Here is a 14825-nt window from a genome sequence, read left to right as displayed (position 1 = left end):
CCAAGCACTTTCGGCGAAGAGCGCTTGACTGTGAATTGAATCGATCTAATTTGCCGCGCAAAGCCATTTCCGGACCGGATTCTACCCGATGGACGCGCAGAAAATCACGCAAATCGCGATTCGTGGACGCTGGGCAGTGGCCGGCATCTTCCTCGCCAACGGCTTCCTGACCGGCAGCTGGGCGCCGCAGATCCCGGTGTTCCTGACCCGGCTGGACATCAGCAAGTTCACGCTCGGCCTGCTGATCCTTTTGTTCGGCGCCGGCGCCGTCACTGCCATGACCTGGTGCGGCCATCTCATCTCGAAGCATGGCTCGCGCACGGTGCTGTGCTGGTTCGGACTTGTCGGCAGCTTCGGCCTTTTGGTCGTGGCTCTGGCCCCCAACGTGCCCTTGGCGGCCGTGGCCATGTTCATCTTCGGCGGTTCGATCGGCGGCATGGACGTCGCCATGAATGCCAATGCAGTGGCAGTCGAACGGCGGCTGGCTCGCGCCATCATGTCGTCCTCGCACGGCTTCTGGAGCCTTGGCGGTTTCGCCGGCGGCGCTTTGGGCGGTTTCGCCATCCAGAACTACGGTCACCTCGCCCATGCGACAGTGGTGACGGCTCTTGCCTTTGCCGTCATCGCCGTAGCGATCCGCTACCTGATCGTCGAGGACAAGCACCCAGTCGCCGAGCACCACAAATTTGCGCTGCCGGCAAACCCGCTGGTCTATCTGGTTGGGCTGATGGCGCTGCTGACGATGATCTCCGAAGGTGCGGTACTCGACTGGGCGGCGCTGTATCTCAGGCAGGAGCTCGGCGCCGATCTTGCCATCGCAGGCCTGGCCTATGCCGCCTTTTCCGGCGTCATGGCCGTCATGCGCTTTCTCGGCGATGGCGTCCGCAACCGTTTCGGTGCCGTTACGACGCTGCGCGCCTCGGCCCTTGCCGCTGCTGCCGGCATGCTGGTGGCCGGGCTGGCTCCCTCGCCTTGGCTGGCCATTGCCGCCTTTGCCTTTTGCGGCCTCGGCATTGCCAACATGGTGCCGATCATCTTTTCGGCCGGCGGCAACCAGGAGGGCATGGCGTCCGGCACCGGCATGAGCGTCGTCACCACAATGGGTTACTCAGGCATTCTGGTGGCGCCGTCGGCGATCGGCTTCATCGCCGAACACTCGAGCTTCGGCCCGATCTTCGTCGCTCTCTCTGGGCTACTGATCGTCGTGCTGGTGATGGCTGGGCTCGCTCACCGCGCCGAATTTGCTGCCGAGCCTGCACCGGCTGAATAGCGCTTGAACTCTTCGTACAGGAAATCCGCCACGCGGCGGATGCGCACGCTGGTACGCACGTCCCGGTGCATCGCCAGCCACACCGGCAGCGTCGGCAGCGGGAGACCCGGCAGCACTGTCTCGACCAGCGCATCGCGCTCAGCCAGCGGCTCCTGGCCAAAGCCGATGCCGTTTCCCGCCCGCACCGCCTCCCAAAGCACGATCTGATTGTCGGTCCTGAAGCGGAAGGCATTGCGGGTGAGCGCGACGCCGAATTGGACGAAGCCGCGAATGATCTCATCGCTGCGGTCGAAGCCGACCAGATCGTGGCCGGCCAGATCGCGGGCCTCGCGCGGACGGCCACGCCGGTCGAGATAGGATTTTGCCGCGCAGGCGCGGAGCGGAATGTCGGTCACCTTGCGCGCGACCAGTTCACTCTGCGCCGGCTTAACCATGCGGATGGCAATGTCGGCGTCGCGACGCAGCAGATTCTCGACCTGGTTCGAGGCGACGATCTCGACCTCGATGCCTGGCTCCTCGGTCCCAAGCCTCGCTGTCATTTCCGGCAGCACATAGGCCGCCACCACCTCGCTGGCGGCAATGCGCACCGTGCCCTCGATCGCCTCGACCGATCCCAGCGCCAGCAGCGAAAAGGCGCTCGCTTGTTCGCTCACCGCGCGGCCCCGTTCAAAGAGCGTGCTGCCCGCTTCCGTGAGCGCATAGCCGCGCCGGCCGCGCCGGAACAGGGTGACGCCGAGCGCCTGTTCCAGCTCGGCGATGTGGCGGCCGAGCGTCGGCTGGCTTGCGGCAAGTTTTCGTGCGGCCGCCGACAGGCTGCCGGTCTCCGCGACCGTGACGAAACTCTTGATCAGGTTCCAGTCGATATCCATTCAAAATTGAATATCAGACCGCCAGCTTTAGTCAATTTTCATTCGTTTGCGAGGAGATCACATTGCGGTCGTAGCGCAAACACGGAGACGAACAATGACCAAGATCGCAATTCTCGGCGCCAATGGCCGGCTCGGCCGCACGGTGGCCAAGGCCTTCCTCGATGCCGGCTACGACGTTCGCGCCGTCACCCGCAGCGGCAAGGTGCCGTCGGAGCTCAAAGGCGCCACGGCGATCGCCGGCGACGCGCTCGACCGCGATGCGCTGATCTGCGCCACCGACGGCATTGATATCATTTTCAACGGCCTCAACCCACTCTACACCGACTGGAGCAAATGCCTGCCGATGGCCGAGAATGTGATGGCTGCCTGCCGGGCGAATGGCGCGCTGCATCTCTTCCCGGGCACCGTCTACAATTACGGCTCGCCGATGCCGGCGGTGATCACCGAAGACACGCCGTTTCGCCCGACGACGGAAAAGGGCCGTATCCGCGTTGCGATGGAAGATCTGTTTCGCCGCGAGGCCGACGCGGGTCGGGTGCGCACGATCCTGCTGCGCGCCGGTGATTTCTTCGGCGGCACCGGCGGCGGATCGTGGTTCGATCTGGTTGTTGCCGCCAAGATGACCAAGGGCGTGTATACCGCGCCGGGGCCGGTCGATCTGGTACATGAATGGGCCTTTCTGCCAGATCTGGCCAAGGCCTTCGTCGGGCTGGCTGACAATCTCGACAAGCTCGGCTCCTACGACGCGCTGAACTTTCCTGGCCATGCGGTATACGACCTGGAGATCAAGGCGGCCGCCGAGAAGGCGCTCGGGCGCTCGCTGAAACTGACCTCGATGCCGTGGTGGGTGCTGCGTGCCGGCAGCCCGTTTGTGGCGATGTGGCGCGAGATCGTTTCGATGTCCTATCTCCGCTTCGAGCCGCACCGGCTGGCTTCAGGCAGGCTGGAAGGCATTATCGGTGCGATCCCGCACACGCCGCTGGAAAATGCAGTGTCGGAAGCGCTCGAGGATATCGGCATCGCCACGCTCAAGACGACGCAAAAAGTTGCCTAACAACAAACCAAAAAAAGGCGGATGGCCAGATGGTCATCCGCCGCTTGTCACGACCAATGATTGCGGTCAGATCCGGCCCATCAACAGCAGCACCAGGACAACGATCAGAATGACGCCGACGATGCCGGATGGTCCGTAACCCCAGGACCGCGAATGAGGCCATGCCGGAACCGCGCCGATCAGAATAAGAATAAGAATAATGATGAGAATGGTGCTGATCGTCATCAGAAAATCCTCGCTTTGAGGTTGCAATGACGGAACAATGCAGAAGGCCGCCCATTGTTCCCGGGCGGCCTTTGCTTGATTGGGGACGTCGATCTATTCGGCGGCCTTCGGGAAGGCGATCGCCGGTTCGGTGCCCAGATCGGCCTCCAGGCCCTCCGAGGTGATCTCGGGCTTGCCACGCCCGAACAGGCGGCTGAACCAGCCCCGACGCGCACCGGGTTTGACCTTGGCGCGAGTGAATACCATCAGCATCGACGGCGTCACCACCAGCGTCAGCACGGTGGCGAAGGACAGCCCGAAGACGATCGCCGAGGACAGCGATATCCACCATTGCGTCGACGGCGCGTTGATCGTCGTCTCATGATGGAAGATTTCGAGGCCGAGGCCGAAAGCGATCGGCAGCACGCCGAGGATCGCCGACACTGCCGTCAGCACCACCGGGCGGGCACGTTCGCGGCAGGTCTGCAGAACGGCTTCGTATTTGTCCCAGCCCTCTTCGCGCAACCGGTCATAGGTGTCGATCAGCACGATGTTGTTGTTCACCACCACGCCGGCCAGCGCGATGACACCGATGCCCGACATGACGATACCGAATGCCTCTCCCGTCAGCAGCAGCCCGAGGAACACGCCGATCGTCGCCATGACCACGCAGGACAGCACCAGCCAGACGCTGGTGAACTTGTTGAACTGCGCCAGAAGCACGATGAAGATCAGGAAGATCGCCGCGCCGAAGGCTTTGCTGAGGAAGGCACCGGCCTCCGCGCTGTCCTCATTCGAACCGGCAAGCTTCCAGCGAATGCCGCTGCCGAGGTTCATGTCTGCGACAGCTTTGGTGACCTCCTGCTGGACGGCAGCCACCTGGGCGCCGGCAGCGACGTTGGCCTGGACGACCACCGTTCGCGCGCCGTCGATGCGGTTGAGGATACCGACCGTCGGCTCCGGCTTGCGCACGACGAAGTTCGAGATCGGCACCGAGCCTTGCGCGGTCTGCACCCTGAGTTCGTCGAGCGTCGACAGCGTGCGCCGATCCTCGGGCAGGCGCAGTCTGATGTCGACGGCATCATCGGCGCCGGCGGGCCGGTACTCGCTGAGCTTCAGCCCGTTGGTCACCAATTGCACGACCGTCCCGACCGCGGTCGGGCTGATGCCGTACTGCGCCGCCTTGGCGCGATCGACTTCAAGCGCCCAGTCGACGCCGGGCGGCGCCAGACCGTCGGAAATATCGATGACGCCGGGCACCTTGGCAATGCGCGCGGCAACGGCGCGGGCCTTGTCGTCAAGGCCCTTCGGATCGACGGCCGAAAGCCTGATCTGGATCGGCTTGCCGGTGGGCGGGCCGGCTTCCGGCACGCGAACCTCGACGTCGACACCGGGAATGTCGGCCATCACGCCGCGCAGTTCGTCCAGGATTGAGTTCGCCGATTTGCGCTCGCGCCAGTCGACGAATTCGTACTGGATCACGCCGACCACGTCTTCCGGAACGTCTTGGCCGCCGCCCTGCGTCTTGCCGACACGGGTATAGACAGACTTCACGCCCGGCCAGCCGAGCAGCCGATTTTCCGCCGTCTTGGTGGCCGCGTCCATTTCGGCAAGCGAAAGATTGCCGCGGGCGTGGACATAGAGCAGGCCGTAGTCAGGCTCGACATTCGGGAAGAATTCGACGCCGGCGCCGAATTTCGAATAGGCGTAGCCGACGCCGAACAACAGCGCCACAGTGAGGACAAGCACGGTGATGGGATAATGCACCGCCTGCTTGACCACGGCCATATACCAGCCGTCGCGATTGTCGTCGGGGTGATGTGCTGGCGCCTTGGCGAATATGGCGCCCAGCGTCGGTGCGAAGACCAGCGCATAGAGCATCGAGGCCGAGAGCGTCACGATCAGCGTAATCGGCATATACTTCATGAAATCGCCGATGATGCCCGGCCAGAACAAAAGCGGCGAGAAGGCGGCAATGCGCGTCATCGTCGCCGCGATGACCGGGCCGGCCATGCGCTTTGCGGCAAGCGCGAACGCCTCTTGCTTCGGCATGCCCTCGCTCATGCGTCGCTCGGCGAATTCGGTGACGATGATGGCGTCGTCGACCAGCATGCCGACCGCCAGGATGAGACTGAACAGCACGATCATGTTGATCGTGTAGCCCATCATCGCCAGCAACAGGATGCCGATCAGGAAGGATGAGGGGATGGCCAATCCGATCAGCAGCGAGGCACGGCCAGACAGGGCATAGAGGATAACGATGAACACCAGGATGACGGCGATCATCACGTGGTTCTGCAGGTCGCCGAGCAACTGGTTCACGAAGACGGACTTGTCTTGCGTGTAGGTGACGTGCATGCCCTCCGGCATCGTCTTGATGAAGGCGTCGGACACCTCCCTGACCTTGGCAAGGGTATCGATCAGGTTGGAGCCGATGCGCTTCTTCACCTCGATGGCGATCGCCGGCTTGCTGTCGAGGCGGGTAACCGTCTCGGCGTCCTTGAAGGTCGAGCGGATGGTGGCGATATCCTTGGCCTGCACCACAGCATTGGGGCCGGCGACGACCGGAAGCGCCGCCACATCCTCTGGCGTCTCGATAAGCGACGGCACCTTGACCGCGTATTTGCCCTCGGACCCTTCGATGTTGCCGGCGGCGACAAGACTGTTGGAAGCGCCGACCGCACTGATCAACTGGTCGAGCTGCAGCCCGTAGGAAGACAGCTTCATCGGATCGATGACAACTTCGACGAGGTCGTCGCGCGCACCCTGCAGCGAGCCCTCGAGCACGCCAGGCACTTCCTCGATGCGGTCGCGCAATTCGCGGGCCGCCGCCGTCAGCACGCGCTCGGGCACCTCGCCCGAGAGCGTCACGACAAGGACGGGGAATTCGGAGATGTTGACCTCGGTAATAACCGGCTCCTCTGCCGCTTGCGGCAGGTCAGCCTTCGCGTCCTGAACCTTCGAGCGTGTATCAGTCACCGCAGTGTCGACTTTTATCGACGGCAGAAACTCAAGAAAGACAAAGGCGCCGCCCTGATAGGCGGATGATTTCATCTCCTTTAACCCCTTGAGACTCTTGAGCTTTGTCTCCAGAGGCCTAAGCAGAAGCCTTTCAGCGTCTTCGGGCGCAATGCCTTGATAGGCGACATTTATGTAAACATAAGGGGTAGGAACATCCGGTTCCGCTTCCTTTGGCGTCGACTGGTAGGCGAACGCACCGGCAACGATGAGAAAGACCAGGACCGAAATGGTCAGCCGGGCATTGCTGATTGCAAGTTTGACGATGTCCATGATTACTGCGTCCCGGTCGTCGCTTCGCCCAACAGCTTTTGAATGGTCGCCTGGTCGGCCTCGACCGGCTTGACCACTTCGCCTTCCTTCACCAGCTCCTGGCCGGCGACGATGATGCGGGCGTCGGCCGGAATGCCGCCGAGCACCAGGCCGGTCGGCGTGTCGTCGACCAGGTCGATCGGGAAGAACACGACCTTGTCGTCCTTGTCGACGGCGCGGATGCCGAGGTCGCCCTTGTCGCCGAGCGTTACCACCGAGCGCGGCAGCATCACGGCGTCGGTCGGCTGGGCGCTGAGCGCGATTTCGGCCGTCATGCCGGCTGGTACGGAACCATCAGCGTTGGGGATGGCGACTTCGACCCGGAAGGTACGGGTTGCCGAAGACGCATCCCGGCTGATGTAGCGCACGATGCCTTCGACATTCTGGCCGCTGACCAGACGCACATTTGCCTTGTCGCCGATCTTCAAATAGCCGAGATCGCGTTCGCTGACCTCGCCGCGTGCAATCACCGGATCGAGGCTGAGAATGGTAGCCACCTCGCCGCCCTGCATCACCGAACTGCCAAGCTCCACCGGCACCCGGTCGATAACGCCGTCGAAGGGCGCCTTCACCTCATTGCGGTCGAGCTCAGCTTGCGCGGCGTCCAGTTGCGACTTGGCCAGCGACAGGTTGGAGCGGGCCGTATCGAGCTGCAGCGTCGGCAGATTGCCGGTTTTCATCAACCGCAGGGCCGCAGCCAGCTCGGCCTCACGTTGCACGACAAGCTGCTTGGCGTTGTCGACCGCCGAGATTTTTTCCTCGGCGGCAAGCATCAGGATGAGGTCGCCGGTCTTGACGTGCTGACCCTGCTTGACCGGCAGCTTGTCTATGACTCCGGCGACGCGTGTCGCCAGGACGGCGCGCTTGTCGGCTTCGGTCAGTCCGGAAATGCGGATAGCGCGTGCATAGGTGCGCCGCGGCGGGGTTATGATCGCGACCGTGCGCAAGGGCGCCTTGGGCTGTTCTGCCTCGGCAGTCCCCGGCTTGGCAGCCCCCTGTTCGCCAGTTTGGGGCTTACCTGAGTCGGCGGCCTTGGGCTGCTCGACCTCTCCTGCCTTGGGCTTGTTGTCGGCGGACGCGCTGCCGACGGACGAGAATTCGCCTGTCGCCATCCAGCCGGCGAACCCGATGAGCACAACAATGGCTGCAAGCTTGTGAAACCTGAATTTCGGCATCGTCATTTTTTCCAGTGCGCGGGGTTCGGCCAGGCCGCATCTTTTACTTGGGGCGCGTCGCCGATATGGGTGCGCGCGAGGCCGTATTCAAATTGCCGTGATCGGCGAAGCGCGCTTCTACCTCAAAGTTGCATCGCAATATAGTCAGAAATGTTGATGGATTGTTGCTTTGTCCGCAAAGATGCGGCTGCAGCATCGGCTGTTGATCGCCAAAACAGCGGTTTGGCAGCAAGTGTCAGGATGATTGGACAGATTGCGATGTCATCTGCTTTGCGGAGGAGCCAGAACAATTCCAGGAAAAGTGTGAAACGGTTTTCCGTCCGGAATTGCGTCAAAAAAGATAGAGCGGTTCGGCGTTTCCGTGAAACGGTAAATCGTTCTAGGCCGGACGGCGGGCGGCCTCGGGCTGCTTGCGCGCCGCAGGAAACTCCTTGACGCGCCGGCCCGGCGCCGGCCCGCGCACCGGCTTCAAGCCGTCGTCGAGCTCGCCGGACAGATCGATCGTCGGCCGCTTGCCTACGGCGTCGTAGTTTTCTTCCAGCCAATCACTGGCTGCGGTGCGGCCCAGGTCGCGCAGATAGGCAAGGAACGCCCATTCGGCATTGACTTTGGACGATGCCGACAGATCCTTGAATGCTGCGTCGGCATCGATGCGGTGCATGCGGATGTCGCGATATTCGCCGTGCGGCAATCGGCCGGCGGCGATCAGTTCCTTGACGAAGGCGATCGAGCGGAATTCGCGCAACAGCCCGGCATTGAAGGTGATCTCGTCGATGCGGTTCTGGATCTCATTGGCGCTCTTCGGCGTCCCCTCGCGGACCACCGGATTGATCTGCACCAAGAGCACGTCCTCGGTGGCCGCGGTCTTGAAGAACGGGAACAGTGCCGGGTTGCCGCCATAGCCGCCATCCCAATAGGGCACGCCCTTGATCTCGACGGCACGGAACAATTGCGGCAGGCAGGCCGACGCCATCACCGTGTCGAGGTCGATCTCGCCGTCCGAGAAGACCCGCAACTGGCCGGTCTCGACATTGGTAGCGGAAATGAACAGTTCCATCGATTTGCAGGCGCGCACATTGTCGAAATCGATCTCACGTTCGACCACGTCGCGCAGCGGATTGATGGCGAGCGGATTGGCGACATAGGGCGAAAATACCCGAGACATCGTATCGAACAGGAAATAGCCGGGCGTGTTCTCGATCGACCAATTGCCCCAGGCGACGTCCCAAGGCATGCGCTGCACCGGGCTGAAGCGGCCCTTTGCCGCCACCGCACGCCAGAAATCGTCGAGCTTGCGCCGCGCGCCCTCGACCCCGCCGCGGACGAAACCGTCGGCCAGCGCCACGGCATTCATGGCGCCAGCGCTGGTGCCCGAAACCGCCGTTATATCGAGGCGCCCGTCCTCGAGCAGCCGATCGAGCACGCCCCAGGAAAACGCCCCGTGCGAACCGCCGCCTTGCAGCGCGATGTTGATCTTCTTTGGCTCTTCCGCCTTGCCGTTTTTCGGCATAGCGTGGCCCTTGACCGCTGGAAGGCTCACTGAGCGGTCCAGCCGCCGTCGACAGAGACGTGCGTGCCGTTGATCTGCGCCGCCGCATCCGAGCATAGGAACACCGCGGCCGCCGCAACCTGCTCGACGGTGACGAACTCCTTGGTCGGCTGCTTTTCGAGCATGACCTCGCGGACCACCGTCTCGCGGTCCATCTTGTTGGCCTTCATCTGGTCGGGGATCTGCGCCTCGACCAGCGGCGTCAGCACATAGCCGGGACAAATGGCATTGCAGGTGATCTTGTCGCGCGCCAGCTCCAGGGCAACTGTTTTGGTCAGGCCCATAATGCCATGCTTGGCCGAGACATAGGCCGACTTGAACGGCGAGGCGACAAGGCCGTGGGCCGAGGCGACGTTGACGATCCGGCCGCCACCGGCCTGTTTCATCAGCGGGATGGCGGCGGCGATGGTGTGGAAGGCCGATGACAGGTTGATGGCGATGATCGCATCCCACTTCTCGATCGGGAAGCTTTCCACCGGCGCGACATGCTGGATGCCGGCGTTGTTGATCAGGATTTCGACCGAGCCGAATGCCTCGGCTGCCTTCGCCACCAAAGCCCGGCACTCGGCCGGCTTCGACATGTCGGCCTTGATGTAGACGGTCTTCACCTTGTGGTGCTTCGCGATCGCATCGGCGATGGCGTGATCGTCGGCGATGTCGGAAAAGGAATTGACGACGACGTTGCAGCCTTCGGCCGCGAGTGCGTGGGCAATGGCCAGGCCGATGCCCGAGGTGGAACCGGTGACGATGGCGGTTTTTCTGGCGGTCAAGGCGGCTTATTCCTTTCGAGGCGGGCTCCCGTGGAACCATGCTGCACTGCAGCATATAGGCTCTCTGTCACCTAAGAACAGCGGATGTGTGGAGCAATGACATGAAATTTTTGTCATGAGGACCTCTCTCATCTCGACGAGAGAGTGTCCGGCACCGGCTGTAGCGGGCCGGTTTCCGTAAGCATTCGGGGAGAAATCCTTAGGCGACGAGGTCCGGCACCGTCCCGATATAGCGCGACTGCGGCCGGATCAGCCGTCCGCTCGTCTGCTGCTCGCGCGCATGGGCAATCCAGCCGGCGACGCGCCCGGCAGCAAAGACATCGGTGAACGCCTCTTTCGGAAAGCCCGCCGCTTCCAGCAGGAGCGCTGTGAAGAACTCGACATTGGTCTGGATCGAGCGCGACGGCTTGGCGATGCGAAGCACTTCGAGCGCCGCTTGCTCCACGCGCTCGGCAAACGCCAGCCGGTGGCCGGTTTCGCCCTTGGCGCCAAGCTGCCGCACCACCGCTTTCAGCACGTCGGCACGCGGATCGCGCACGCGGTAGATGCGATGCCCGAAGCCCATGATGCGGCGGCCGCGCCCGATCTCGTCACGCAGCCAGCCGGCGGCGTCGCCATGCGCCTCGATCGCATCCAGCATCTCGATCACCGGACCTGGCGCGCCACCATGCAGCGGCCCCTTGAGCGCTCCGAGCCCGGCCAGCACCGCCGAAGTAAGCCCGGCTTGCGTCGAAGCGACCACGCGCGTGGCGAAGGTCGATGCGTTGAGACCATGGTCGCAAACCGTCACGAGATAGGTATCGAGCGCTTTCGCCAACTTCGGCGAGACCGCCATGCCGGTCAGCATCCGCAGCATGTCGGCGGCATGATCGGCCTTGCTATCAGGCGCAATTGGGCTTTCGCCGCGCTGGAAGCGCAGCAAGGCCGGCGTCAGCACGGCGGGTGCCGCAACCAGCCGCAGCGCGTCCGGCAATTTGTCGCCGTCCCGCAGCACGGCGATGCCGGCGCGCATCGCGCTGTAGATATCGAGGGATGCGAGAAACGGCAGCAAGGGTTCGATCTGCTCGAACACTTCGCTGCGCGCCCGACCGATCGCCTTCGCCAGTTCCTTGTCGCCGGGAAGATCGTCGAAAAAGCCGTCGAACAGCAGATGAACCACCTCGGCGTATTTCCAGCGGCCTGCCAGTTCGGGCAACGAATGGCCCCGGATGGTCAGGCGGCCAGCAAGACCGTCGACATCGGAGAGCACCGTTTCCGCCGCCACCACATCATCGAGCCCATTCGCCATTGGTTTTCTCCTTGACCCTTTCTGGGCGGTAGATAAGGGTTGACGACTGGACCATCAATCTTGATCAACTGAATCAACATGCCAAGGCTGACATGACGGAGTGGCTGACGCGGGACGAAGCCTTAGAGCGTCTCAAGGTGCGCGCTCAGACGCTCTATGCCTATGTCAGCCGCGGACGCATAGGCATGCGGCCGGATCGGGCCGACCCACGCCGCAGTCAGTATCGCGCCGACGACATCGCGGCGCTGGCGAGCCGGCGGGCGCGCGGCCGAAATCCCCAGGCTATCGCCGAAAGTGCAATCGCCTGGGGTGAGCCGGCAATCGCCACCACGATCTCGACCGTTTTGCACGGCCGCCTCGTCTATCGCGGCCAGGATGCGGTTGCAATCTGCGAGACTGCCACGCTGGAGCAGACGGCAAACCTGCTTTGGGCATCCGACGCACCAGTGTCGTTCGTCTCGGCGAGCCGCCATGGCAACGGCGCAACTGGCCGGCCGGCTGCCTTCGCGGAATTGGCCGCGTTGGCGGCTAACGGCCGGCCTTCGCTCGGCCGCAGATCGGCTTCGCTCAACCACGATGCGGCCGGCGCCATCGCCGCTCTGGCTCAGGCGCTCGGCGCGATTCCCGGAACTGGTGCCGTGCACGAAAGGCTGGCGCGGGGATGGTCGCTCGATGCGGCCGGCGCAGACTTGATCCGCCGCTCACTGGTACTGTTGGCCGATCACGAATTGAACGCATCGACCTTCGCCGCGCGGGTCGCCGCGTCCACCGGCGCACCTGTTTCGGCCTGCCTGCTTGCCGGCCTCGCCACGCTCTCCGGTCCGCGCCATGGCGCCGCCGCGGAGGCGGTCATGATGTTGGCGGAGGATGCGCAGAGATTCGGGCCGGATGCGGCTGTCGGACGCTGGCTTGGTCACGACAGGCCACTGCCCGGATTTGGCCATCCGCTTTATCCCGACGGCGATCCGCGTGCGGAACCGTTGCTGGCCGCAATCGATGTCGATGATGGGCTGGTACGGCTTTGCGATGCGGCCTTTGCGGCAACGGGCATGCGCCCGAACGTCGATTTCGCCGTGGCCGCGCTGACGCGCAGCCTCCGCTTGCCGTCCGATGCGCCGTTCCGCTTGTTTGCGCTCGGCCGCAGCGTCGGCTGGGCCGCGCATGCCGTGGAGCAGGTGACAAGCAGCGGCCTGATCAGACCACGCGCCCGCTACCAGGGACCGTTGCCGGAGTTCCATTAGCTGGCGGCGCAATCTCGGCCCCTTTTTGGGTGCTGGCGAATTAAGCTTTAGATGGAATGGTCATCCGGCTCATGAAAAGTCGGAGAGCCCGCTGCGCGGCCAGGGCTGGCGGCTCGGACGGATGCCATTCCCGGAAATGACCATCGATCGCCATGCGTGCCAACCCGTAAACGAGTGCACGCGCGGCAAGCACAAGATGATCAAAGTCGGTGTCGGGAGCAAGCCGACCCTGTTGTTGCGCTTGCGTCAGCAAGTCGATCATCGTCCGCCGAATAGCCTCATTCTGATCACGAAGGCTGTCCGACCCTTCAAAATCAATCAGGGTTCGGGAACTGATGATCTGGAAATGCGTGGGGTTGGTAATTGCCCATTCCAGATAGCCTTGTCCGATTGCTTCGAAGGCCTCAATGGGATCTGCGCTGTCGATTTTCGACTGCGCCTTGGCAACAGCCTTTGTCAGCCGATCCATGGCCTGTTCGGCGACTGCGGTTAGCAGCGCTGTTTTCGATCGAAAATGCCGGAATGGTGCGCCGGGTGAAACGCCGGCACGTTTTGCGGCCTCGCGTACGGACACATGCTCGGCTCCCCGTTCCTCGATGATCTCCACGGTTGCCGTGATCAAGGCCTCGACGAGATTGCCGTGATGATATCGCTTGGCATCTCCGGCTTCGTCGGAATCAGTAGTCTTGGTCATCTCAGCCAAATAACACGAGAGCGGAATGTAATCACTGATTATTTCCCTTGTGTTCGAGCGCTGCATATGTAATCGATGTTTACATCGCAACGGAGGTTACCATGTTTCGCATCACCGCAACGACTGCCCTCGCTTTCTCCTTATTGTCGCTCGTATCTGCCGAGGCCGAGGATCGACCCACCCTGGAAGTCGTCTGGCCGACGGCAGGTTCAGTTGTCGAACTAGGCAATGCTCCTGAGAAGGCGATAGGCGTTGTCGTCAGGAGCAACTTCAGGCTGCTCCCTGCGGGTGAGTGCGGGGAAATCAAGCAATGCGGCCACGTGCATATGAAGATCGATCCCAACGGAGACACCTGCAACATCCCCGGCAAGCCGTACAACAGCATGAACAGCGACTTTGGCGGTGATCTTATCAAGGCCCGTTTCGGCCATTGCCCGGATGCCGCCGGCAGACACGTGATCGGCGTGCTTCTTGCCGATGATCATCACCGGCCCATTCTAGTAGACGGCAAACCTGTTACCGCTCTGGTGACGGTGACCACGAAATAGGGCATGCCACGAAATAGAGCATGGATGACACCTTCACCTACGAGGCGAAGATGTTTTCTGACACGGGCCTGCTGGGGGAAATTTGGGCCGGCGCTTCGCCGGCCGACAGTCACGACATCGTGTCGAGCTTGCGCTGCATGGCGGCGATCTGCTCCTTCAGCTCCTGAAGGTCGTCGGGTTTTTCCGATGTTTCCTTCCTGGCCGGTTCGGCCGGTGCTGATGCCGGCGCAGACCCCCCAGGCGGGAACGGCGTGAACAGCCGCATGGCGTTCTGGAACATCTCCATGTTGCGCCGCGTCTGCTCCTCCAGCACCTTGATTGGCGTCGCGATCTTCATCATGTCCATCGGCGACTTGCCGAGGGCATCTTTCATCTGCTCGCGAAAGCGTTCCTGCTCTTTCGAGAAGGCCAGCATCGACTGCTCGAGAAAGCTCGGCACGATCATCTGCATCTGATCGCCATAATAGGCGATGAGCTGACGCAGGAACGGGATCGGCAGCATGTTCTGCCCGTCCTTGTTCTCCAGCTCGAAGATGATCTGGGTCAGCACCGGATGCGTGATGTCGTCACCGGTCTTGGCGTCCTGGACAGTAAAGTCCTCGCCTTTTTTGACCATTTCAGCGAGATCCTCGAGCGTCACATAGGTGCTGGTGCCCGTATTGTAGAGACGGCGATTGGCATATTTCTTGATAACAATAGGTTCGTCTTTTGCGGCCATCTGCATCCTCCCCGGACACCGGGCAGCTTAAGTAAGCCGCCGGTAACGATTGCGCCTTTTTAAAGGATATGCGCAAAAGCGTCATGAATCCAAGCAGTTTGTGCAGTGCGAGAAC

Annotated in this window: 13 protein-coding genes; 4 read left to right on the top strand and 9 right to left on the bottom strand. The window is 62.5% G+C overall.

The window, feature by feature from the left end:
* Positions 1–88: 88 nt before the first annotated feature.
* Positions 89–1270, top strand: coding sequence for an MFS transporter (locus NKH23_RS21675; RefSeq protein WP_352909976.1), 1182 nt, complete (start codon positions 89–91; stop codon positions 1268–1270).
* Here the strand turns inward: NKH23_RS21675 and NKH23_RS21670 are convergent.
* Positions 1228–2139, bottom strand: a complete 912-nt coding sequence (locus NKH23_RS21670) for a LysR family transcriptional regulator (RefSeq protein ID WP_352714372.1) — start codon at positions 2137–2139, stop codon at positions 1228–1230. The two genes, NKH23_RS21675 and NKH23_RS21670, sit on opposite strands and share 43 nt — an antisense overlap.
* 94 nt (positions 2140–2233) lie before the next feature.
* On the opposite strand from NKH23_RS21670, the gene NKH23_RS21665 reads away from it, so the two are divergent.
* A complete protein-coding gene (locus tag NKH23_RS21665) occupies positions 2234–3193 on the top strand; it encodes an SDR family oxidoreductase (RefSeq protein ID WP_352909974.1) in 960 nt (319 codons plus the stop codon).
* A 66-nt stretch (positions 3194–3259) separates the two neighbouring features.
* Here NKH23_RS21665 and NKH23_RS21660 read toward each other — a convergent pair whose 3' ends face one another.
* From NKH23_RS21660 to NKH23_RS21635, 6 genes are all read right to left on the bottom strand, one after another.
* Positions 3260–3418 carry a DUF3309 family protein gene (locus NKH23_RS21660; RefSeq protein ID WP_023678456.1) on the bottom strand — a complete coding sequence of 53 codons (159 nt, stop codon included), beginning with the start codon at positions 3416–3418 and terminating at the stop codon, positions 3260–3262.
* A gap of 93 nt (positions 3419–3511) precedes the next feature.
* Complete coding sequence (locus NKH23_RS21655; protein WP_353035313.1) at positions 3512–6688, bottom strand: efflux RND transporter permease subunit; 3177 nt, start codon at positions 6686–6688, stop codon at positions 3512–3514.
* Positions 6689–6690: 2 nt separating this feature from the next.
* Positions 6691–7902 (bottom strand): efflux RND transporter periplasmic adaptor subunit, encoded by a 1212-nt coding sequence (locus NKH23_RS21650; protein ID WP_352909969.1) that lies wholly within the window; start codon positions 7900–7902, stop codon positions 6691–6693.
* A gap of 379 nt (positions 7903–8281) precedes the next feature.
* The gene (locus NKH23_RS21645) at positions 8282–9412 is read right to left on the bottom strand and encodes a patatin-like phospholipase family protein (protein WP_353035346.1); all 1131 of its coding nucleotides are present in this window, start codon (positions 9410–9412) and stop codon (positions 8282–8284) included.
* A gap of 26 nt (positions 9413–9438) precedes the next feature.
* Entirely contained in the window at positions 9439–10221 is a 783-nt protein-coding gene (locus NKH23_RS21640) for a 3-hydroxybutyrate dehydrogenase (protein ID WP_352909966.1), read from the bottom strand.
* Between the two features lie 199 nt (positions 10222–10420).
* Positions 10421–11509, bottom strand: a complete 1089-nt coding sequence (locus NKH23_RS21635) for a citrate synthase/methylcitrate synthase (RefSeq protein WP_353035311.1) — start codon at positions 11507–11509, stop codon at positions 10421–10423.
* 92 nt (positions 11510–11601) lie between these two features.
* On the opposite strand from NKH23_RS21635, the gene NKH23_RS21630 reads away from it, so the two are divergent.
* A complete protein-coding gene (locus tag NKH23_RS21630) occupies positions 11602–12750 on the top strand; it encodes a citrate/2-methylcitrate synthase (protein ID WP_353035309.1) in 1149 nt (382 codons plus the stop codon).
* 40 nt (positions 12751–12790) lie between these two features.
* Here NKH23_RS21630 and NKH23_RS21625 read toward each other — a convergent pair whose 3' ends face one another.
* Complete coding sequence (locus tag NKH23_RS21625; protein ID WP_352909959.1) at positions 12791–13510, bottom strand: TetR/AcrR family transcriptional regulator; 720 nt, start codon at positions 13508–13510, stop codon at positions 12791–12793.
* Positions 13511–13545: 35 nt separating this feature from the next.
* On the opposite strand from NKH23_RS21625, the gene NKH23_RS21620 reads away from it, so the two are divergent.
* A complete protein-coding gene (locus NKH23_RS21620) occupies positions 13546–13992 on the top strand; it encodes a hypothetical protein (protein WP_352677913.1) in 447 nt (148 codons plus the stop codon).
* A gap of 109 nt (positions 13993–14101) precedes the next feature.
* On the opposite strand, the gene phaR is transcribed toward NKH23_RS21620, so the two are convergent.
* Positions 14102–14710, bottom strand: a complete 609-nt coding sequence (gene phaR, locus NKH23_RS21615) for a polyhydroxyalkanoate synthesis repressor PhaR (RefSeq protein ID WP_352909958.1) — start codon at positions 14708–14710, stop codon at positions 14102–14104.
* Positions 14711–14825: the final 115 nt, after the last annotated feature.

The organism is Mesorhizobium sp. M1328 (assembly GCF_040318075.1).
Lineage (GTDB): Bacteria > Pseudomonadota > Alphaproteobacteria > Rhizobiales > Rhizobiaceae > Mesorhizobium.
Note: the sequence above shows the minus strand (reverse complement) of the source record. Positions and strands in the feature narration are given on the sequence as shown.

What these genes read in the sequence shown, in the direction of transcription:
- NKH23_RS21655 (WP_353035313.1), bottom strand. Translation starts at nt 6,688, where the DNA reads ATGGACATCGTCAAACTTGCAATCAGCAATGCCCGGCTGACCATTTCG.
- NKH23_RS21625 (WP_352909959.1), bottom strand. Translation starts at nt 13,510, where the DNA reads ATGCAGCGCTCGAACACAAGGGAAATAATCAGTGATTACATTCCGCTC.
- phaR (WP_352909958.1), bottom strand. Translation starts at nt 14,710, where the DNA reads ATGGCCGCAAAAGACGAACCTATTGTTATCAAGAAATATGCCAATCGC.
- NKH23_RS21670 (WP_352714372.1), bottom strand. Translation starts at nt 2,139, where the DNA reads ATGGATATCGACTGGAACCTGATCAAGAGTTTCGTCACGGTCGCGGAG.
- NKH23_RS21635 (WP_353035311.1), bottom strand. Translation starts at nt 11,509, where the DNA reads ATGGCGAATGGGCTCGATGATGTGGTGGCGGCGGAAACGGTGCTCTCC.
- NKH23_RS21620 (WP_352677913.1), top strand. Translation starts at nt 13,546, where the DNA reads ATGTTTCGCATCACCGCAACGACTGCCCTCGCTTTCTCCTTATTGTCG.
- NKH23_RS21675 (WP_352909976.1), top strand. Translation starts at nt 89, where the DNA reads ATGGACGCGCAGAAAATCACGCAAATCGCGATTCGTGGACGCTGGGCA.
- NKH23_RS21665 (WP_352909974.1), top strand. Translation starts at nt 2,234, where the DNA reads ATGACCAAGATCGCAATTCTCGGCGCCAATGGCCGGCTCGGCCGCACG.
- NKH23_RS21660 (WP_023678456.1), bottom strand. Translation starts at nt 3,418, where the DNA reads ATGACGATCAGCACCATTCTCATCATTATTCTTATTCTTATTCTGATC.
- NKH23_RS21645 (WP_353035346.1), bottom strand. Translation starts at nt 9,412, where the DNA reads ATGCCGAAAAACGGCAAGGCGGAAGAGCCAAAGAAGATCAACATCGCG.
- NKH23_RS21630 (WP_353035309.1), top strand. Translation starts at nt 11,602, where the DNA reads ATGACGGAGTGGCTGACGCGGGACGAAGCCTTAGAGCGTCTCAAGGTG.
- NKH23_RS21650 (WP_352909969.1), bottom strand. Translation starts at nt 7,902, where the DNA reads ATGCCGAAATTCAGGTTTCACAAGCTTGCAGCCATTGTTGTGCTCATC.